The sequence below is a fragment of the Blastococcus aggregatus genome, from assembly GCF_900221005.1.
GTDB classification, from domain to species: domain Bacteria; phylum Actinomycetota; class Actinomycetes; order Mycobacteriales; family Geodermatophilaceae; genus Blastococcus; species Blastococcus aggregatus.
In genome coordinates, this window is the sequence record NZ_OBQI01000001.1 from 1033353 (window position 1) to 1052774 (window position 19422).

The window sequence follows — 19422 nt, forward strand, 5'->3', positions numbered from 1 at the left end:
GGGAGGACGGCGATCAGGGAGTGGTGGTGACGCCGTCGGGGGTGGTGGACACCGGGGTGCCGACGACGCCGTGCAGGTGGCAGGCCGCCTGCTGACCGGGCGCCCCGACCGGCTGCAACGCGGGGTCGACGTCGTCGCAGGGTTCGAAGACGTACGGGCAGCGGGTGCGGAACCGGCAGCCGCTGGGGACGGCGGCCGGCGAGGGGACGTCGCCGGTGAGCACGATCCGCTTCCGTTCCCGCTCGAGCTTCGGGTGCGGCAGCGGCACCGCCGACAGCAGCGCCTGCGTGTAGGGCATCTGCGGATCGGTGCCGACCGCCTCGGCCGGGCCGATCTCGACCACCCGGCCCAGGTACATGACCGCGATCCGGTCGGAGATGTGCCGCACGGCCGAGAGGTCGTGCGAGATGAACAGCAGCGTGAGGCCGAGCTGGCGCTGCAGCCGGCGCAGCAGGTTGAGCACCTGCGCCTGCACGCTCACGTCCAGGGAGGCGATCGCCTCGTCGCAGACCAGGAAGTCCGGCTCGCCGGCCAGGGCCCGGGCGATGCCGACCCGCTGTCGCTGGCCACCCGAGAACTCGTGCGGATACCGGCCGGCGACGCCCGCATCGAGACCGACGAGCTCCAGCAGCTCGGCGACCCGGGCGGCCTTGTCGCGGCCCTTCCGCAGGCCGTGCACCTCCAGGGGCTCGCTCACCGTCTGCGCCACCGTGCGGCGGGGGTCCAGCGAGGCGAACGGGTCCTGGAAGACCATGCCGGCCCGGCGGCGCATCTCCTTCAGCCCGCGGCGGTCCAGGGAGGTGATGTCGGTGCCGTCGTACATGATGCTGCCGCCGGTGGTGGGCACCAGCCGCAGCAGCGCGTTGCCCAGCGTCGACTTCCCGCAGCCGGACTCCCCCACCAGCCCGAGCGTCTCGCCGCGGACGATGTCCAGGTCCACGCCGTCGACGGCGCGCAGCACCCCGGCCGGCTTCCCCCGCAGGCCGCGCCCGCCGATCGGGAAGTGCACCTCCAGCCCCCGGGCGGAGACCAGCACGTCGCCGCTCACCGGAGACCCCCCTCCGGACTTCCTGCACCGGAAGTCCCCTCGAGGCACCAGGTCGCGGCGCGGTGCGGCAGCGCCACGTCGGCCGAGCCGATGACGGCCAGCGGTGGCTGCTCGGTCTCGCAGCGGGCGTCGCCGCGCACGGGGCAGCGCGGCCAGAACACGCAGCCCTTCGGCAGGTCCGTCGGCGCGGGCGGCACCCCGGGCACCGTGGCCAGGTCGGGGACGACGCCGTCCACGGCCGGCTGGGCCAGGTCGGGCAGGGCGCCCAGCAGGCCGCGCGTGTAGGGGTGGACCGGGTTCTCCAGGACGTCGTCGACCGTGCCGTCCTCCACGCACCGCCCGCCGTACATGACCAGCACCCGGTCGGCGATGCCCGCGACCACGCCCAGGTCGTGGGTGATCCAGATGACCCCGGTACCGCGCTCGGCCTGGAGCTTCTCGACCAGGTCGATGATCTGCGCCTGCACGGTGACGTCGAGCGCCGTCGTCGCCTCGTCGGCGATGAGCAGCGCCGGGGAGTTCGACAGCGCGATCGCGATGATCACCCGCTGCCGCATGCCGCCGGAGAGCTCGTGCGGATAGCGGTCCAGCGTGCCCTCGGGATCGGGCAGGCCCACCTCGGCGAGCAGTTCTGCGGCCCGGCGCCGGGCCGCGGCCTTGTCGACGTCGCCGTGCGCGCGGATACCCTCGACCAGCTGCCGGCCGATGGTGAGCACCGGGTTCAGGGAGGTCATCGGGTCCTGGAACACCATGCCTGCGCCCGGGCCGCGCACCTGCCGCAGCCGCTCGGGCTTCATGGTGAGCAGGTCCTCGCCCTGCAGCACCGCCCGCCCGGTCACCGTCGCGACCCGTGCCGGCAGCAGGCCCAGCAGCGCGAGCACCGAGACGCTCTTGCCGCTCCCCGACTCCCCCACCACGGCGACGGTCTCCCCCGCGCCGACGGTGTAGGAGAGCCCGTTCACCACGTCCGCCGGGCCGCGCGGGGTGCGCAGCCGCACCCGCAGGTCCTCGACCTCCAGCACCGGCGGCGCGCCCGCGGTCACCGGCCACCCCCGGCCATCAGCGTCCGCTGCTTGGGATCCAGGACGTCGCGCAGCCCGTCGCCGAGCAGGTTGAAGCAGAGCACGGTCAGGAAGATCGCCATCCCCGGGAAGAAGGCCAGCCACCAGGCCAGGTCGATGAAGCCGCGGCCCTCGGCGAGCATCAGCCCCCACGACGGGCTGGGCGGCTGGGTGCCCAGGCCGAGGAAGGAGAGCGCCGCCTCGGCCAGCACCGCGAAGGCCAGGCTGATCGAGGTCTGCACGATGATCGGCGGCGCGGCGTTGGGCAGCACGTGCCGGGTGAGCAGCCGGAGGTCCGAGGCGCCCACCGAGCGCGAGGCCCGGACGTAGACCTCCTCGCGGACGCCGAGCACGCTGGCCCGCGTCACCCGGGCGAAGATCGGGATGTAGACGATGCCGATGGCCAGCGCGGTGTTGCCCGAGCCGGGCCCGCGGACGGCGAGGATCGCGATCGCCAGCAGCACCGCCGGGAACGCGAAGAACATGTCCATGATCCGCATGAGGACGTCGTCGACCCACCGGCCGTAGAAGCCGGCGAGCAGGCCGATGAGCGTGCCGATGACCAGCGCGATCCCGACGGCGAGGAACCCGACCCGCAGCGAGACGCCGGCGCCCAGGATGACGCGGCTGAGGATGTCGCGGCCGAGGTCGTCGGTGCCGAACGGGTGCGACCAGCTCGGCGACTGCAGCCGGTCGGCCACGTCGATCTCGTTGGGCCCCTGCGGCGCCAGCGTCTCGTCGAAGACCGACATCAGGATGATCCCGATCAGCACCAGGGTGGCGGTGGCGGCCGTCGGGTTGCGGGCCAGCAGGCCCAGCGTCTCGCGCCAGCGCGGGCGGACCGGGCGCAGCGTCGTCGGCCCCGGCGACGTGCCCTTCGCGTCGCCCTGACCGGCGACCGGCGCGTCCGGCGGGGGCAGCGGCTGGCCGGTCATCGCCGGATCCGCGGGTCGATGGCCGTGTAGAGCAGGTCCACGATCAGGTTGATCACCAGGAAGACCACCGCGAACAGCAGGATCGCGCCCTGCAGCACCGGGTAGTCGCGGGACTGGACCGACTGCAGGGCCAGCTGGCCCAGGCCGGGCCAGGAGAAGACGATCTCCACGACGACGACGCCGGACAGCAGGTAGGCCAGCTGCACGCCGGTGACCGTGACCAGGGGCAGCAGCGCGTTGCGCAGCACGTGCCAGGTGAACACCTGCCGCGCGGGCAGCCCCTTCGCCTGCGCCGTCCGGACGTGGTCGGCGCCCAGCGCCTCCAGGACGCTGGACCGGACGAAGCGCGTGATCACCGAGCCCGACACCGTGCCGGTGACCACCGCCGGCATGATCAGCCGCTGCAGCCAGCCGAGCGGGTCCTCGCTGAGCGGCACGTAGCCGCCCGAGGGGAGCCAGCCCAGCGTGCCGGCGAAGACCAGGATCAGCACGATCGCCACCCAGAAGTCCGGCACCGAGATGCCGAACTGGCTGATCACGGTGGCGAACCGGTCGACCAGCGACCGCGGCCGCAGGGCCGAGATCGTGCCCAGCGGGATGGCGATCGCCAGCGCCACGAGGATCGAGGCGAAGGCCAGCGTGAGCGTGGCGGGCAGCCGCTCGGCGATCAGCGAGGTGACGGTGTCCCCGCTGCGGAAGCTGACGCCCAGGTCTCCGGTCAGCGCCCCGCCGAGCCAGCTGAAGAACTGCTGGACCAGCGGCTGGTCCAGGCCGGACCGCTCCCGGAGGGCGTCGTAGGTCTCCTGCGAGAACCGGGTCCCCAGCGCGAGCCGCACCGGATCGCCCGGTACGAGGTGCACCAGGGCGAACACGATGACGCTGACCCCCGCCAGCACCACCACCGACTGACCGGTGCGGCGGAGGAGGTACCCGGTCAGGGCAGCTCCACGTTCTCGAAGTTGATCGCCTTGTCCGCCCGGATCTGGTAGCCCGACAGCCCCGGCGCCCACGCCTGCACGACGTCGGGGTTGTAGAGGTACAGGTAGGAGACGTCGTCGACGATGATCTGGGCCGCCTGGTCGTAGATCTCCTTGCGGGCCTCGTCGTCGGTCTCCGTCGAGCCCTCCAGCAGCAGCTGGTCGACCTGCGGGTTGCTGTAGCCCTGGTAGTTGTTCGGCCCGTCGGTCTGGTGCTGCTCCTGGTAGAACGCCGCCGGGTCGAGGTTGCCCAGCCAGCCCAGGTAGAAGGCGTCGTAGTCACCGGCACCCTGGCGGTCCAGCCAGGTGGCGAAGTCCAGCGTCTCGATCTCCACGGTGATCCCGACCTCCGCGAGCTGGCTGGCGATCACCTGGGCGGCCGTGACCGTCTCGGGGTACTCGTCGGTGACCATCAGGCCCATCGTCAGCGGCGTCGCGACGCCGGCCTGCGCGAGCAGCTGCCGCGCCTGCTCGGGGTCGCGCTCGAAGGGCGCGTAGTCGTAGTAGAAGAAGCTGTCCTCGGGGATCGCCGTCTGGTTGGCCTCCGCCGCCCCGAACCAGGCCGCCTCGGCCACCTCCTCGCGGTCGATGGCGAAGGAGATCGCGCGCCGCACGTCGCGGTTGTCGAACGGCGGGCGGGCGTAGTTCATGGACATGTACCAGTAGTCGACGCTGGCCGTGGTCTCCAGCTCCACCGAGTCGTCGCCGTCGAGGGACTCGATCTGCTGCGGCGGCACGTTGTCGGTCCACTGCACCTCGCCGTTCTGCAGCGCGGTGAGCGCCGCGGCCGGCTCGGTGATGTAGCGGAACTCGACGCCGTCGATGCTCGGCGCCCCGTCCCAGTAGTCCTCGTAGGCGGTGAGCACGGTGCTGCTGGCGTCGGAGCTCTCCAGCTGGAAGGGGCCGGTCCCGTTCGCCTCGGTGGTCAGGTCGAGGTCCTCGGCGGCGTTCTCCGGGAGGATCGCCATCCCCTTGAACGAGCCGATCCGCTCCAGCAGGTTCGGCGTCGGCTGGGTCAGCCTGATGACGACGGTGTCCGGCCCGTCGGCCTCCACGGACTCGACGTTCTGGAAGCGGAAGGAGTTGCTGAGCTCCTCGTCGATGATCCGGTTGTAGGAGTAGACGACGTCGGCGGAGTCGAACTCGCTGCCGTCGTGGAACGTGACGTCGTCCCGGAGCGTGAAGCGCCACTCCAGGTCGTCCTCGCTGGTCTCCCACTCCGTCGCCAGGCTCGGCTGCATCGTGAGGTCTTCGGGGTCCGGGACGACGAGGGTGTCGTACACGTTCTCCAGGACCTGGAAGCTCGCGTACGCCGTGGTGACGTGCGGGTCGAGCTGGTCGGGCTGGGCGCTGACGGCGGCGACGAGGGTGTTGTCGCCACCGCCGTCCCCGCCGCCGGTGTCCACGGAATCCCCTCCCCCGCAGGCGGTCAGCGTGAGGGCGCCGGCAGCGGCGAGGGCGAGCGGTCGGGTGGCGCGCACGGGGGCCTCCGGATGCGTCGAGGGTCGTCGTCCACCGTCGACCTTTCCCCCGTCCGCGCAGGTCGGCCACCCGAAAGCGGCCCTTCCCGCGATCGTTGCGCGGTCTTTACCGGCTCAGTCGACGGTGACGTCGTTGAACGGGAGCCGCGGCTCCACCCACGGGAAGACGACGAACAGCAGCAGCGCGGCCACCGCGACGACCAGGATCAGTGCCTGCATCGTCTTGCTCGGCGTCCCCCCGGGCAGGTGCCGCCAGATCCAGCTGTACATGGTCAGGTCTCCCGTGGTCAGCGTTCGTACAGGGCTCAGCGTTCGAACAAGGCATCGGGCCCGTCGGGGAACTCTGCCTTGCTGATCGGGCCGCCGTCGAGACGTGCGTGGATGATCAGCCGCTGCCGTGCGGAGTAGCGCGGATGGCAGGTCGTCAGGGTCAGGTAGGCGCCGGACGGCGCGGCGGTGACCGCCGCGTTGGGCGTCGGCGACACCACCTCGACCGCGGTGGGGCTGACGATGTGCATGCCGGGGATGCCACTGGGGTCGTCCTCCCCCAGCACGCGGTAGACGAACCAGCTGTCCCTGGTCTCGACCACGATCGGGTCGCCCGCCTGCATGGCGTCCAGCTCGAGGAACGGCGAGCCCTTGCCCACCCGGTGCCCGGCGAGCGCGACGTTGCCCACCTCGCCGGGCAGCGCGGAGTCGACGTAGTGGCCCGGGCCCTGGGAGAGCTGCTTCTCCTCGGTGCCCTCGAGGATGACCCGCGTGTAGTCCTCGCCCAGCCGCGGGATGCGCAGCACCCCGAACGCGTCGCCGAGCTCGACCTGGGTGATCGATCCGCGGTCGGCCGGCTCGGCCGCCCACTGCTCGCGCAGCTCGGTGCTCAGCTCGTCCTGCCGCTGCCCGGTCAGGAAGTCGGTCACGTAGACCTCGTAGGCGACGAACAGCAGCAGCACCATGCCGGCGGTGACGAGCAGCTCCCCGGCGCCCAGGGCGGCGGAGCGCCAGAAGCCGCGGCCGCGCGGGGCGTCGTCCCAGTCGACGTCGTGGCCCTCGTCGTCGGCCCAGGCCTCGCCCCAGCTGTCCCAGCCGCGGGCCCGGTCGGCGGGCCGGTCGACGGCGGTCGGCTCGGGGGCGGGGGCGGGCTCGGAGGTCGGGGCGCCGGGCACCGGTGGCCGGCTCCGCGGCGGCGGGCCGCCGAGCGCGGGGACCCGGTCCCAGGGCTCGGTCCGGTCCTCGCGCCGAGCCCAGTCCGGGTCCGTCATCCCGCTCCCCCGGTTCTCTCGGTTCCGGTCGGATCCGATCCGACCCTCGAATGCTAGGTGAGGCAGCGGGCGCGATCCGGTTCCCGCGCCAGACGGGCCCCGGCCCCGCCCCGCGGTGCGGGACGGGGCCGGGGCCGGGGCTCCGTGCAGGTGGTGCTGTGGTGCGGGTGGGTCAGGCGGCGTTGCGGCGGCGGGCCGCGACGAGCAGGCCACCACCGGCCAGCAGCGCCAGGGCGCCGGTGCCCAGGTAGGGCAGGGTCGAGAACCCGGTGCTGGCCAGGACCGCGGTGCCGCCGGAGACGGTCACCTCGACGACCAGGTTGCGGACGTTGCCGGCCGGGTCGACTCCGGTGGCCACCAGGTGGTGGACGCCGTTGGTCAGCGTGGCGGGCACGGTGACGGTGGCCGTGAAGGTGCCATCGGCCAGGACGACGGCCTCACCGAGCTTGACCGGGGTGGAGTAGGCGACCAGCTCGACGGTCGAGCCGGGTGCGAAGCCGGCGCCCGTGAGGGTGACCGGGGTGCCGGCGACGATCGTGCCGTCGGTGTCGCTGTTGCCGAGCGTGCCGTTGGACGTGGGCAGCGCGGGGGCGATGGCCGAGGCCGGGACGACCGCGGTCGGGTTCTCGCCCCAGGTGCGGTCACCCTCGTTGCCGAGTGCGTCGCGGCTGGCCACGCCGAAGCCGTAGGCCATGCCCGCCTTCACCTTCACGGTGCAGGACGTGCCCGACGAGATGCAGACGACGACGTCCTGGCTGCTCTGCGCACCGGCCGGGGCGACGATGGCGATGTAGTCCTTGATCCCGGCGGCGTCGGCCGGAGGCGTCCAGGAGACCCGCACCGAGGAGACACCCACCGAGGCCGCGACCGTGGCCGGAGCCGGCGTCGCAGCGAACGGCGTGAACTCCACCGGAGCACTCTCGGGGCTGGTCCCCGAGGCACTGACCGCGCGAAGGACGAGGCTGTACTTCTTCAGGTTGGTGAGGCCGGTGATCGTGCCGGTGAGCTGGTCGCTGCCGGTGAAGCCGGGCGTGAACGCCGTCCACTGGCCGTCGGTGACCTTGTACTCGTACGAGGAGGGCACGTAGCTCTCGAACTCGTCCAGCGCGTCCGAGCCCTCGTCGAACCAGAACTTCGCGGTGCCGTCGCCGGCGTCCACGTACCCATCGAGGGTGGGCGCACCCGGCGCGACGGCGTCGCCGCTCACGCAGGTGACCGTGCCGCTGATGACGCCGGCACCCGTGTTGGTGGCGATGCCGTCGACGCCGTCCACGTAGTTCAGGTTCTCGTTGTCGAGGCCGCCGGCGCCGGAGCCGCTGGCCTCGGCGACCGCGCCGTCACCGCCGTACGCGCCGAGGACGGGCGAGTCGTCGAAACGCGAGACGGTGGACGCGCCACCGCCGCCACCGCCCCAGAACGTGGTGCCGTCGGTGTTGCCCGCCGAGCCGTCGTACCCGTGGGCGTTCGTGCCGGCGGCACCCGCCGTGCCGTTCTCGCCCGTGCCGCCCACCGTGCCGGCGAAGAGGTCGAACGAGTCGCCGTCGATGGCGCTGATCTCGCCCGTGACCCGGCCACCCGGGGCGCCCGGTGTCGAGCCGTCCGCCTCCAGGCCGGCGCCACCGCCCGCGCCGTCGACGGTGAAGGAGACCGTGCAGTCCGCCGAGGCGGCGGCAGCGATCTCGAGCAGCGTCACGCTGGTCTGCTCGGCGCCGCTGGACGCGGTGGTGAAGGTCCACGACTCGGTCCCGGCCGAGGCCGTGCCGGTGACGCCGAGTACCGCGGTGGACATGCCGATCGTGCCCACGGCCAGGAGACCGAGTGCACGACGGGGTGAGGACGTGAGCTGCACGTTTCGCTCCCTCGAAAGGTCCCGGGACGCCGGGTCGCTGGCCCGGCCATCCGGACGGGCGCACCAGACCACGGAGCGAGCGGCCGGATCGGTGCCGCCACGCGCGCCTGAACCAGTGGTGCGCGCCGTGACCTGATCGAGACCTTTCGACGAATTCGCAGGTCAGCGGCCCGGCGATTCCAGCCGGAAAGCGCCTAGAACGGCCCTCGGTTGTTGTGTACAACCGTTGTTGAACCGGACGGCGCAGTTCCGTCCCCGGGAACGGGCCACGCCGCGCAGTCGCCGTCCTCGCGGTCTGCGGCGGGGGCGGCGACCACGCGGCGTGGTCGGGAGGGCGAGTGGCTCAGCGGATGTGCACGCCCGAGATCGTCCGGGCGATGACCAGCCGCTGGATCTCCGAGGTGCCCTCGAAGATCGTGTAGATCTTGGCGTCGCGGGCCATCCGCTCGACCGGGTAGTCGCGCGTGTAGCCGTTGCCGCCGAGGATCTGCATCGCCTGCTCGGTCACCCGGACGGCGGTCTCGCCGGCGACGAGCTTGGACATGGAGCCCTCGGCGGCGGTGAACTGCTGCCCGTTGGCCGCCATCCACGCCGCGCGCCACACCAGGAGCCGCGCGGCGTCGATCGAGGTCTTCATGTCGGCGAGCATGAAGGCGATCGACTGGTTCTCGATGATCGCGCGGCCGAACTGCTCGCGCTGCTTGGCGTACTCCAGCGCGTAGTCGTAGGCGGCCCGCGCCACCCCCACGGCCTGCGCGCCGACGGCGGGGCGGGTCCGCTCGAAGGTCGCCATCGACGGCTGCGTGCGGCCGCTCTTCACACCCTCACGGGCACGGGCGAGCCGCTCCTGCAGCTTCTCCCGCCCGCCGAGCACGCAGTCGCCCGGGATGCGGCACCCGTCGAGGACGACCTCGGCGGTGTGCGAGGCGCGGATGCCGTGCTTGAGGAACTTCTGCCCCTGGGAGATGCCGGGCGTGCCCGGCGGGACGATGAAGCTGGCCTGGCCGCGCGCCTTGAGCTCGGGCTCCACGACGGCGGTGACCACGTGGATGTCGGCGATGCCGCCGTTGGTCGCCCACGTCTTGGTGCCGGTGAGCACCCACTCGTCGGTCTTCTCGTCGTAGACCGCGCGGGTGCGCATGGCCCCGACGTCGGACCCGGCGTCGGGCTCGGAGGAGCAGAAGGCCGCGACCTTGGGCTCGGACTGCGTGCCGAACATCGCCGGCACCCACTGGCCGACCTGCTCGGGCGTGCCGTTGGCGCTCACCGACGCGGCGGCCAGCGCGGTGCCCACGATGGCCAGGCCGATGCCGGCGTCACCCCAGAAGAGCTCCTCCATCGTGATCGGGATGCCCAGGCCCGACTCGTCGAAGGACTGGGTGGCGAAGAAGTCGATCGAGTACAGCCCGATCTTGGCGGCCTCCTGGATGACCTCCCACGGGGTCTCCTCCCGCTCGTCGTACTCGTGCGCCGCGGGGCGCACGACGTCCTCGGCGAACGTGTGCACCCACTTCTGCAGCTCGATCTGGTCCTCGGTGAGTCCGAACGACACGGCCATCAGTGCTTCTCCTCCAGGGTGCGGATCGTGCCGACCACGTGCTCGGTGCCGCTGCCGGCGTTGCGGACGGCGACGTCCCAGCCGCCGGCCACCTCGGCCGTGGACAGGGCCACGGTCGAGGGCAGGAACAGCGGCTTCTTGAACTGGACGTCGAACTCCAGCGCCTCGGGCAGCCGGCCGGCCAGCGCGCCCAGCACACGGGCCTTCACCCACATGCCGTGCGCGATCGCCCGCTTGAAGCCCAGCGCCTTCGCCGTCAGGCCGGACAGGTGGATCGGGTTCACGTCGCCGGAGACCTTGGCATAGCGGCGACCGGCGTCGTCGGGCACCCGCCAGGTGGCGGCCACCCGCTCCAGCGCCCCCACGGGCACCTCGACGTCGGCCTCCGGTGCGCCGTCGGGCGCCGTCGCCCCGCGGGAGAGGTAGGTCGACCGCGAGCGCCAGACCTCCGCGCCGCCGACCGTCGCGGTGGCGCACAGGTCGACCGTCGCCCCGCTGCGGTGGGTCGCGAAGCGCTCGGCCCACACCTCCAGGTCCAGCGCCTCCTCGGCGCGGACCGGGCGCAGCACCTCGATCCGGTTGCGCACGTGCACCAGCCCGACCAGCCCCAGCGGGAAGGCGCGGTCGGTCATCAGCGCCATCTGCAGCGGAAAGGTGAGCATGTGCGGATAGGTCGCCGGCAGGACGTCGTCCAGCGGCAGCCGGCACACCCGGGCGTAGGCGGCCAGGTGGTCGCGGTCGACGGTCACGCCGTGCCGGGCCAGGTGCGTGTCCGGCAGCGCGCCGCCCCGGCCGCGCGCGGTGAGCGCGGCCCGCGCGTAGAGCGCCGCCAGGTTCGGCGGGCCGTCCAGGACCGTGGCCATCAGGCGCCCAGCAACGACTGGCCGCACACCCGCACGGTCTGGCCGTTGACGCCGGCACTGGTCGGCTGGGACAGCCAGGCGATCGTCTCGGCGACGTCGACCGGCAGCCCACCCTGCTGCAGCGAGTTCAGCCGGGCCCCGATCTCGCGGGTGCCGAAGGGCATCTTCGCGGTCATCTCGGTGACGATGAAGCCCGGGGCGACGGCGTTGATCGTCGCGCCGCGCTCGGCGAACGTCGGCGCCCACGCGCGCACCATGCCGATGACACCGGCCTTCGACGCCGCGTAGTTGGTCTGGCCACGGTTGCCGGCGATGCCCGACTGCGAGGAGACGCAGACGACGCGGGCACCCGGGTTCAGCACGTCGCCGTCCAGCAGCGCCTCGGTGAGGTCCAGCTGCGCCTGCAGGTTCACCGCCATGACCGAGTTCCAGCGGGCGGCGTCCATGTTGACCAGCAGCTTGTCGCGGGTGATCCCGGCGTTGTGGACGATCACGTCCACCCCGCCGTGGCGCTCCTTGAGGTGCTCCACCAGCCGCTGCGGGGCGTCCGCGGCGGTGATGTCCAGCTGCAGCGCCGTCCCGCCGATGCGGTTGGCGACCGCGGCCAGGCTGTCGCCGGCGGCGGGGATGTCGACGGCGACCACGTGCGCGCCGTCGCGGGCCATGACGTCGGCGATCGAGGCGCCGATCCCGCGCGCCGCCCCGGTGACGACGACGACCTTGCCGGCCAGCGGCTTCGCGGCGTCCTGGGTCGCGGGTACGTCGGCGGCCGACAGCGTGACGCCCTGGCCGTCGACGTAGGCCGAGCGGCCGGAGAGGAAGAAGGTCAGCGGGCCGGCGACGCCGGACTCCGCGCCCTCCGGCACGTAGATCGCGTTCGCCGTCGAGCCGTCGCGCAGCTCCTTGCCGATCGAGCGGGTGAGCCCGTCGACTGCCTGGCGGGCCGCCGCCTGCGCCGGGGAGTCCGCCGCGGCCGGCGGGTCGGTCAGGATCACCACGCGGCCGTTGGCGCGCAGCCGCTTGATCGCCGGAGCGAGGAAGTCGTGCGCCGCGGCGAGGTCGGCCGGGCCGGTCACCCCGGTGGCGTCCAGCACGACCGCGCCCAGCTTCTCCCCGCTCGCGTCGCCGTCGGCCACGACCGGCGACACGACGGTCACCCCGGCGTCGCGCAGGACGGCGGTGACGGTGTCGCGCAGCCGGCCCGTGCCGGCGGAGCCGACGACCGCCGGCCCCTCCAGCAGCGGGCCGCCCGGCTCGTACCGGCGCAGCACGCCGGGACGGGGCAGGCCGAGCTGCTTGGTGACGGTCGTGCCGAAGCCCGAGTGGGCGAAGTTGCTGTACCAGTCAGCCACGAGAGGAGGTCCTTCCGAGCGGACTTTCGGCGCCGAAAGTCCGGGGGCTGGGAGGGTGCGGTCGTCGAGGCCGGGGACTTTCGGCGCCGAAAGTCCCCGGGCTCGGATCAGGTCAGGACTCGAGGATGGCGACGACGCCCTGGCCGCCGGCGGCGCAGATGGAGATCAGGCCGCGCTTGCCCGGGCCCGCCTCGTGCAGCATCTTCGCCAGCGAGGCCACGATCCGGCCGCCGGTCGCGGCGAACGGGTGGCCCGCGGCCAGGGACGAGCCGTTGACGTTGAGCTTGGACCGGTCGATCGAGCCCAGCGGCGCGTCGAGGCCCAGCTTCTCCTTGCAGAACTCCGGGTCCTCCCAGGCCTTCATCGTCGACAGCACCGTCGAGGCGAAGGCCTCGTGGATCTCGTAGAAGTCGAAGTCCTGCAGGGTGAGGCCGTTGCGGGCCAGCATCACCGGCATCGCGTACGCCGGAGCCATGAGCAGGCCCTCGCCCCCGTGCACGTAGTCGACGGCGGCGGTCTGCGCGTCCACCAGGTGCGCCAGCACCGGCAGGCCCTTGGCAGCGGCCCACTCGTCGGAGGCGAGCAGGACGGCCGACGCGCCGTCGGTCAGCGGCGTGGAGTTGCCCGCCGTCATCGTGGCGCCCTCGCCCCTGCCGAAGACCGGCTTGAGCGTCGCGAGCTTCTCGGCGCTGGAGTCGGGTCGCAGGTTGTTGTCCCGGGCCAGGCCGAGGTACGGCGTCACCAGGTCGTCGAAGAAGCCGCGCTCGTAGGCGGCGGCCATGGCGTGGTGCGAGCGCACGGCGAGCTCGTCCTGCTCCTCGCGGCCGATCTCCCACTCCTTCGCGGTGATCGCCGCGTGGTCGCCCATCGCCAGGCCGGTGCGCGGCTCGGCGTTGCGCGGGATCTCGGGCACCAGCTGGCCGGGGCGGATCCGCGCCAGCGCCTTGAGCCGGTCGCCGACGGTCTTCGCGTTGTTGAGCGAGATGAGCACCCGGCGCAGGTCGTCGCCGACGGCGAGCGGGGCGTCGGAGGTGGTGTCGACGCCGCCGGCGATGCCGGACTCGATCTGCCCGAGGGCGATCTTGTTGGCGACGAGGACGGCGGCCTCCAGGCCGGTGCCGCACGCCTGCTGGACGTCGTAGGCCGGCGTCGTGGCCGCCAGCGTCGAGCCGAGGACCGACTCGCGGGTCAGGTTGAAGTCGCGCGCGTGCTTGAGGACGGCGCCGGCGACGACCTCACCCACCTGCTCCCCCTGCAGCCCGAACCGGGCGACGAGCCCGTCAAGGGTCGCGGTGAGCATGTCCTGGTTGGACGCCTGCGCGTAGGCGGTGTTCGACCGCGCGAACGGGATCCGGTTCCCGCCGACGATCGCCGCCTTGCGGGTCGCCGGCTTCGAGTTGTCAGCCATGGGGACCTCCGAGGTCGGGTGAGTGGCCGGTACCCAGGGTACGCGGTACCGTCGTTCACATGAAAGCTGAGGCGGTGAGACGCTCCTCGCAGCCGGGCCGCGAGCCCGGCGCGGCCGCCCTGCGCGCCCCAGGGAATGTGACCCAGCCGCGCGACCGCCGCGACTCGAGATGGGACGAGCACCGCCGCGCGCGGCGGGAACAACTCGTCCAGGCGACGCTCACCGCCGTCGGCCGGCACGGTGCCGGGGTCGGCATGGAGGAGATCGCCGCCGCGGCCGGCACCAGCAAGACCGTCGTCTACCGGCACTTCGCGGACCGGTCCCAGCTCTACGTCGCGGTGTGCAACGAGGTCGCCGGGCGGCTGCTCGCCCAGTTGCGGGCGGCGATGGCCAGCAGCGAGCACCCGCGCGCGATGACCGCCGCCGCGATCGGCAGCTACCTGGCCTTCCTCGAGGCCGAGCCCGAGGTCTACCGCTTCGTGGTCTCCCCGCACCCGGCCGCCGTCGCCGACCCGATCGCCAACCTCGCCGACCTCGTCGGCGACCAGGCCGCGGCGCTCATGGCGCTCGCGCTGGAGCAGGCCGGCCGCGATCCCGCCGCCGCCGGCGCCTGGGGGCACGGCCTGGTCGGCCTGGTCCGCTCGGCCGCCGACTGGTGGCTCCGCGCCGAGCGTCCGATGCTGCGCACGGAACTCGCCGCACACCTGACCGATCTCGCCTGGGCCGGGCTCTCCGGCGTCGTGGCACCCACACCGAACACCATGGAGGAGTCGTGACGAAGTCCCTGCCCGCCCCGGTCGATCCGGCGGCGATCCGCGAGGTCCTCGACGGCCGGTGGGCACACGTCCGCCGCGACGCCCGGGCGAACCTGGACGACCCCGACTTCCTGCCGGTCTACGGCGAGACGACGGCCGACGCCCGAGAGCGGGTGACGCGCGCGACGCGCACGCTGGCCGAGTCCGGCCGGGTCCTGCTGGGCTTCCCGAAGGAGTACGGCGGCCAGGACGACTCCGGCGGCTCGGTCACCTCCATCGAGATGCTCGCGTTCAACGACCTGTCGATCATGGTCAAGACCGGCGTCCAGTGGGGCCTGTTCGGCGGCGCGCTGCAGCTGCTCGGCACCCGGCGGCACCACGACGCGTACCTGCGCGACGTCATGAGCTTCGACCTGCCCGGCTGCTTCGCGATGACCGAGACCGGCCACGGCTCCGACGTCCAGCAGCTGCGCACGACCTGCGCCTACGACCCCGCGACGCAGACCTTCGACCTGCACACGCCGCACCAGGCCGCCCGCAAGGACTACATCGGCAACGCGGCCAAGGACGGCCGGATGGCCGTCGTCTTCGCCCAGCTGGTCAGCCAGGGGACAAACCACGGCGTGCACGCCTGGCTGGTGCCGATCCGCGACGAGCAGGGCACGGCGCTGCCCGGCGTCACCATCGAGGACGACGGCCCGAAGGCCGGCCTGCTCGGCGTCGACAACGGCCGGCTCTCGTTCGACCACGTGAGCGTGCCGCGCGACATGCTGCTGGACCGCTACGGCCAGGTCGCCGCGGACGGCACGTACACCAGCTCCATCGAGAACGAGACCCGCCGCTTCTTCACCATGCTCGGCACGCTGGTGCGCGGCCGGGTGAGCGTCGGCGGCGCCGCGGGGTCGGCGACCAAGCTGGCCCTCGACATCGCCGTCCGGTACGGCGAGGTGCGCCGCCAGTTCGCCGCACCGGGCGAGGAGCGCGAGATCGTCATCAACGACTACCTCGTGCACCAGCGCAAGCTGCTGCCGGCGCTGGCGAAGACCTACGCGCTGCACTTCGCGCAGGGCGAGCTGGTCTCGACGATGCACGACGTCCAGACGGCGGTGCACGTGCACGGCCAGGAGATCGACGAGCAGGCGCAGCGCGAGCTGGAGTCCCGCGCCGCCGGGCTCAAGGTGGCCCAGACCGCGCACGCGACGCAGACCATCCAGATGTGCCGCGAGGCGTGCGGCGGGGCGGGCTACCTGCAGGAGAACCGGCTGCCGCACCTCAAGGCCGACACCGACGTGTTCACCACGTTCGAGGGCGACAACACCGTGCTGCTGCAGCTGGTCGCCAAGGGGCTGCTCACCGGGTACCGCGACAACTTCGGGTCCCTGGACGGCTGGGGGCGGGTCAGCTTCGTCGCCGACATGGTCCGGGAGACGGTGCTGGAGCGGACGGCGGCGCGCGCGCTGATCGCCCGCCTGGTCGACGCCGTCCCCGGTGTGGACGACGTGCCGATGCTCGACCGCGGCTGGCAGCTGAAGATGTTCGAGTTCCGCGAGAAGCACTCGCTCGAGGGCGCGACCCGCCGGCTGCGGAAGAACTCGACCACCGAGGGCATGGCGCCATTCGACATGTTCAACGACGTCCAGGACCACGTGCTCAAGTCGGCGCAGACGCACATCGAGCGGATCGTGCTGGAGGCCTTCGTCGCCGGCGTCGACCGCACCGAGGACCCGGCCACCCGCCACCTGCTCGACACGCTGTGCGACCTCTACGCGCTGTCGACCCTCGAGGCGGACAAGGCGTGGTTCCTCGAGCACGGCCAGCTCACCCCCGCGCGGGCCAAGACGCTGACCGCCACGGTGAACCAGCTGCTCAAGGAGCTCCGGCCGCACCTGATCACGCTGGTCGACGGCTTCGCGATCCCGGAGTCGTGGAAGGCCGCCGCGATCCTGGCGGAGGAGCCCGGCCGGCAGGAGGCGATGGCCGCCCGTGACGCCGAGCTGCGGGCGCAGAACGGGGAGAGCACCCCGGAGGGGACGGCCACCGCCGTCGACGTCCCCCCGGGCCAGTAAGCGGAGCTCAGCAGAGCCGGACGGCGAGGACGGCGACGTCGTCCTCGGCGTCCGGCAGGAACATCCGGCGCAGCACCTCGTCGCACAGCGACTCCAGTGGGAGGGCGCCGCACTCGCGCAGCACCGCGAGCAGTTCCTCGGTGCCCGCGTCGATGTCGCGGTCGCGCCGCTCGACCAGCCCGTCGGTGTAGAGCAGCACGGTCGCGCCGCGCTCGAGCAGCGCCGTCCGGTCCTCGCGGAGGAAGCCCGGCTGCACGCCCAGCAGCAGGTCGGCCTCGGTGACGTCGAGCAGCCGCACCGTGCCGTCGGCCTCGACCAGGACCGGCGGCGGGTGCCCGGCGCTGGACCAGCGCAGCAGCATGCGCCCGGCGCCCTCCGGCTCGAGGTGGGCCACCAGCGCCGTCGCCATCGTGTGCAGCGCCAGCCCCTCGAGCGCCCGGTCGAGCTCGGTCAGCACCCAGGCCGGGGAGCCACCGCTGGAGTAGCTGATGCCCCGCAGCAGCCCCCGGACCTGTCCCATCGCGGCGGCGGCGCGGGTGTCGTGCCCGACGACGTCGCCGATGGCCAGCACCGTGGTGCCGGTGGACTGCTGGAAGGCGTCGTACCAGTCCCCGCCGATCTCCGCGCCCTCGGCGGCCGGCACGTAGCGGACGACGATCTGGCAGTTCTCGATGGCGGGCGGGGCAGTGAGCATGCTGCGCTGCAGGGCGTCGGCCAGGGCGCGCTGCTGCCCGTAGAGGCGCGCGTGGTGCAGCGCCATCCCGGCCCGGCGGCCGATCTCGACGGCGGTCTCCACGTCGGCCGGCGAGTGCGCACCCCGGTCGGCGCCGTTGAGCAGGCACAGGACGCCCACCGTCTGGCCGCGGATGGTCAGGGGCACCGCCGCGACCGACGACGGCGCCAGCTCCACCAGCGCGGCGCGCGCCTCCGGATCGGAGAGCACCGAGGCGATCCGCTCGGGCGAGAGGTTCCGCACGACCAGCGGCTGGCCGGTGCGGAAGACCCGGCGCGGCGCGCCCTCCGGGCTGACCGTCCGGACCATGCGCTCGACGTAGGCGGCGACGAAGTCCGAGCGGTCGGGGTCCCGGTGCGCGCTGGCCGACTCCTGCAGCCGGCCGTGGTCGTCGGTGCTCACGATCCAGCACCAGTCGCCGAGCCGGGGGACGACGAGGGCGGCCAGCCGCTGCAGCTGCTCACCGATGTCGAGCGTGCTCGACAGCACCCGCCCGGCCTCGGCCAGCAGCTCGAGCCGCTGGTTGGCCTCCGTCACCGCCGCCACGGCGCGGTCGCGGGCGGCGTCGGCCTGCAGCCGCGAGGTGCTCAGCGAGATCTGCGCGGTCAGCCCCTCGAGGAGCCGCAGCTCCTCGGCGTCGAAAGGGTGGTCGGTGGCCCAGTAGACGACGAAGCTGCCCAGCAGCCGGCCCTCGACCACCAGCGGGAGGGACGCCAGGGCGCGCAGCCCGAGCCACTCGGTCACCTGGGCCATCGCCGGGAAGCGGGCGATGCACTCCTCGGCGCTGGTGAGCACCACCCGCTCACCGGTCCGCGCCGTGTACTGGGTGGGCAGCTCGTCGTCGAGGTCGACCAGCACGCCGTCCTCGGACAGCTCGGTCACCTCGTCGCGGAAGACCTCCAGGATCCGCCGGCCCAGGTACAGCCGGATCCGGTCCTCGGCCCCGGGTTCGCGCACGGCGACGCCGCCGGACACCGCCCCGAGCACCTCGGCGCCGCGCAGCGTGATGTCGGCGAGCTGGGCGATGCCGGTCGCGTTGGCCACCTCGGCGGCGACAGCGGAGATGGCGGCGGTCCGCTGCACCGCGACGAGCCGGGCCTCGGCCTGGTCCCGCGCGTCGGTGACGTCCAGGACGGTGCCGAGGATGCGCGCCGGCTCGCCGTCGGGGCCGGTCAGCACGCGCCCGCGGCAGACGATCCAGCGGACGCCCCCGCCCTGCCGGAGGACGCGCAGCTCCACCGTGTACTGCGCCCGCGCCGAGACGGCGTCGGCCATGGTCCGCTGCGAGACCTCCTGGTCGTCGGGGTGGACGTACTCGGCGAACAGGCGGTCCATCGGGATGCGGGTGGCCTGGTCGAACCCGAAGATCGCCGCGGTGCGCTCGTCCCAGTCGATGAAGTCGCCCCGCAGGTCGACCTCCCAGATACCGACGGAGCTGGCCTCCAGCGCCACGCCGAGGCGGCGCGCGGACCAGGCGACGTCGGCGTTCGCCGCGGCGAGCTCCAGCTCGGCCACGACCGAGCTCGCCAGCTGGCGCAACAGCTCGGCCTCGTCGCCGGTCCAGGGCCGGGGCGCGGCGTCGTAGAGGGCCAGGACACCGACCACGTGCCCGGACGACGTCACCAGGGGCGAGCCCAGGTAGGCGCCCACCTGGCCCGAGGTCACCGCGGGCAGGTCGGCCACGCGGGGGGTCCGGCGCGCGTCGGGGACGACGAGCGGCGCCCCGCTGGAGACGACCATCGCCGAGAGGGCCCCGGTGAGCAGCGCCGGACCACCCACCACCCCCGGAGGCAGGCCGTGACCGCCGACGACGAGGTCCTGGTCGGTGAAGAGCGTGACCTTGGCGTGGCCGGCGCCGACGAGGCGGGCGGCCAGGCCGGAGAGCCGGTCGTAGGAGGCGGTGCCGGAGACCTCGGCGAGCAGCCGGCGGGCGACGGCGATGCGCGCCGGGTCGGCCAGGACGCCGTCGAGCGGCGGCGAGCCGGACACGTGCACCCCCTGGCGGTAACGGGGCAGCGTCCGGGACGTGGCGCGGCCGGGTGTCATCGTGGCACGCCGGGTGGCGGGGATGGGGACG

At 73.2% G+C, this 19422-nt stretch carries 15 protein-coding genes; 2 read left to right on the forward strand and 13 right to left on the reverse strand.

The window, feature by feature from the left end:
• Window positions 1-13: 13 nt before the first annotated feature.
• The 12 genes from CRP29_RS05185 to CRP29_RS05240 form a co-directional block, all read right to left on the reverse strand.
• Window positions 14-1048: an ABC transporter ATP-binding protein gene (locus tag CRP29_RS05185; RefSeq protein WP_097193904.1), complete on the reverse strand. Its 1035-nt coding sequence runs from the start codon at window positions 1046-1048 to the stop codon at window positions 14-16.
• Entirely contained in the window at window positions 1045-2091 is a 1047-nt protein-coding gene (locus tag CRP29_RS05190; RefSeq protein ID WP_097193905.1) for an ABC transporter ATP-binding protein, read from the reverse strand. The genes CRP29_RS05185 and CRP29_RS05190 overlap by 4 nt, the downstream gene beginning before the upstream one ends.
• Window positions 2088-3044, reverse strand: a complete 957-nt coding sequence (locus CRP29_RS05195; RefSeq protein ID WP_097193906.1) for an ABC transporter permease — start codon at window positions 3042-3044, stop codon at window positions 2088-2090. Before CRP29_RS05195 ends, CRP29_RS05190 begins: the two co-directional genes overlap by 4 nt.
• Window positions 3041-3982 (reverse strand): ABC transporter permease, encoded by a 942-nt coding sequence (locus CRP29_RS05200; RefSeq protein ID WP_097194125.1) that lies wholly within the window; start codon window positions 3980-3982, stop codon window positions 3041-3043. The genes CRP29_RS05195 and CRP29_RS05200 overlap by 4 nt, the downstream gene beginning before the upstream one ends.
• Window positions 3979-5502 (reverse strand): ABC transporter substrate-binding protein, encoded by a 1524-nt coding sequence (locus tag CRP29_RS05205; protein WP_097193907.1) that lies wholly within the window; start codon window positions 5500-5502, stop codon window positions 3979-3981. The genes CRP29_RS05200 and CRP29_RS05205 overlap by 4 nt, the downstream gene beginning before the upstream one ends.
• A 114-nt stretch (window positions 5503-5616) precedes the next feature.
• Window positions 5617-5772 carry a hypothetical protein gene (locus CRP29_RS22615; protein ID WP_097193908.1) on the reverse strand — a complete coding sequence of 52 codons (156 nt, stop codon included), beginning with the start codon at window positions 5770-5772 and terminating at the stop codon, window positions 5617-5619.
• Between the two features lie 35 nt (window positions 5773-5807).
• Complete coding sequence (locus tag CRP29_RS05215; RefSeq protein ID WP_141437062.1) at window positions 5808-6761, reverse strand: class E sortase; 954 nt, start codon at window positions 6759-6761, stop codon at window positions 5808-5810.
• Between the two features lie 172 nt (window positions 6762-6933).
• Window positions 6934-8610, reverse strand: a complete 1677-nt coding sequence (locus tag CRP29_RS05220; protein ID WP_141437063.1) for an Ig-like domain-containing protein — start codon at window positions 8608-8610, stop codon at window positions 6934-6936.
• Between the two features lie 343 nt (window positions 8611-8953).
• Window positions 8954-10168: an acyl-CoA dehydrogenase family protein gene (locus tag CRP29_RS05225; protein ID WP_176522829.1), complete on the reverse strand. Its 1215-nt coding sequence runs from the start codon at window positions 10166-10168 to the stop codon at window positions 8954-8956.
• A complete protein-coding gene (locus CRP29_RS05230; protein WP_176522830.1) occupies window positions 10168-11031 on the reverse strand; it encodes a MaoC/PaaZ C-terminal domain-containing protein in 864 nt (287 codons plus the stop codon). Before CRP29_RS05230 ends, CRP29_RS05225 begins: the two co-directional genes overlap by 1 nt.
• Window positions 11031-12383: a 3-oxoacyl-ACP reductase gene (locus tag CRP29_RS05235; protein ID WP_097193910.1), complete on the reverse strand. Its 1353-nt coding sequence runs from the start codon at window positions 12381-12383 to the stop codon at window positions 11031-11033. The genes CRP29_RS05230 and CRP29_RS05235 overlap by 1 nt, the downstream gene beginning before the upstream one ends.
• Window positions 12384-12495: 112 nt before the next feature.
• Entirely contained in the window at window positions 12496-13791 is a 1296-nt protein-coding gene (locus CRP29_RS05240; protein WP_097193911.1) for an acetyl-CoA C-acetyltransferase, read from the reverse strand.
• Between the two features lie 74 nt (window positions 13792-13865).
• Between CRP29_RS05240 and CRP29_RS05245 the strand changes: the two genes are divergently transcribed.
• The gene (locus tag CRP29_RS05245) at window positions 13866-14567 is read left to right on the forward strand and encodes a TetR family transcriptional regulator (protein WP_245852459.1); all 702 of its coding nucleotides are present in this window, start codon (window positions 13866-13868) and stop codon (window positions 14565-14567) included.
• On the forward strand, window positions 14564-16612 hold the full coding sequence (locus CRP29_RS05250; protein ID WP_097193913.1) for an acyl-CoA dehydrogenase family protein: 2049 nt from the start codon (window positions 14564-14566) through the stop codon (window positions 16610-16612). The genes CRP29_RS05245 and CRP29_RS05250 overlap by 4 nt, the downstream gene beginning before the upstream one ends.
• Window positions 16613-16619: 7 nt before the next feature.
• Here the strand turns inward: CRP29_RS05250 and CRP29_RS05255 are convergent, their stop codons facing one another.
• Complete coding sequence (locus CRP29_RS05255) at window positions 16620-19334, reverse strand: SpoIIE family protein phosphatase (RefSeq protein ID WP_245852462.1); 2715 nt, start codon at window positions 19332-19334, stop codon at window positions 16620-16622.
• Between the last annotated feature and the right edge of the window lie 88 nt (window positions 19335-19422).

Coding starts and splice junctions, on each gene's coding strand:
- CRP29_RS05195 (WP_097193906.1), bottom strand. CDS start 3,044: ATGACCGGCCAGCCGCTGCCCCCGCCGGACGCGCCGGTCGCCGGTCAG.
- CRP29_RS22615 (WP_097193908.1), bottom strand. CDS start 5,772: ATGTACAGCTGGATCTGGCGGCACCTGCCCGGGGGGACGCCGAGCAAG.
- CRP29_RS05215 (WP_141437062.1), bottom strand. CDS start 6,761: ATGACGGACCCGGACTGGGCTCGGCGCGAGGACCGGACCGAGCCCTGG.
- CRP29_RS05225 (WP_176522829.1), bottom strand. CDS start 10,168: ATGGCCGTGTCGTTCGGACTCACCGAGGACCAGATCGAGCTGCAGAAG.
- CRP29_RS05230 (WP_176522830.1), bottom strand. CDS start 11,031: ATGGCCACGGTCCTGGACGGCCCGCCGAACCTGGCGGCGCTCTACGCG.
- CRP29_RS05240 (WP_097193911.1), bottom strand. CDS start 13,791: ATGGCTGACAACTCGAAGCCGGCGACCCGCAAGGCGGCGATCGTCGGC.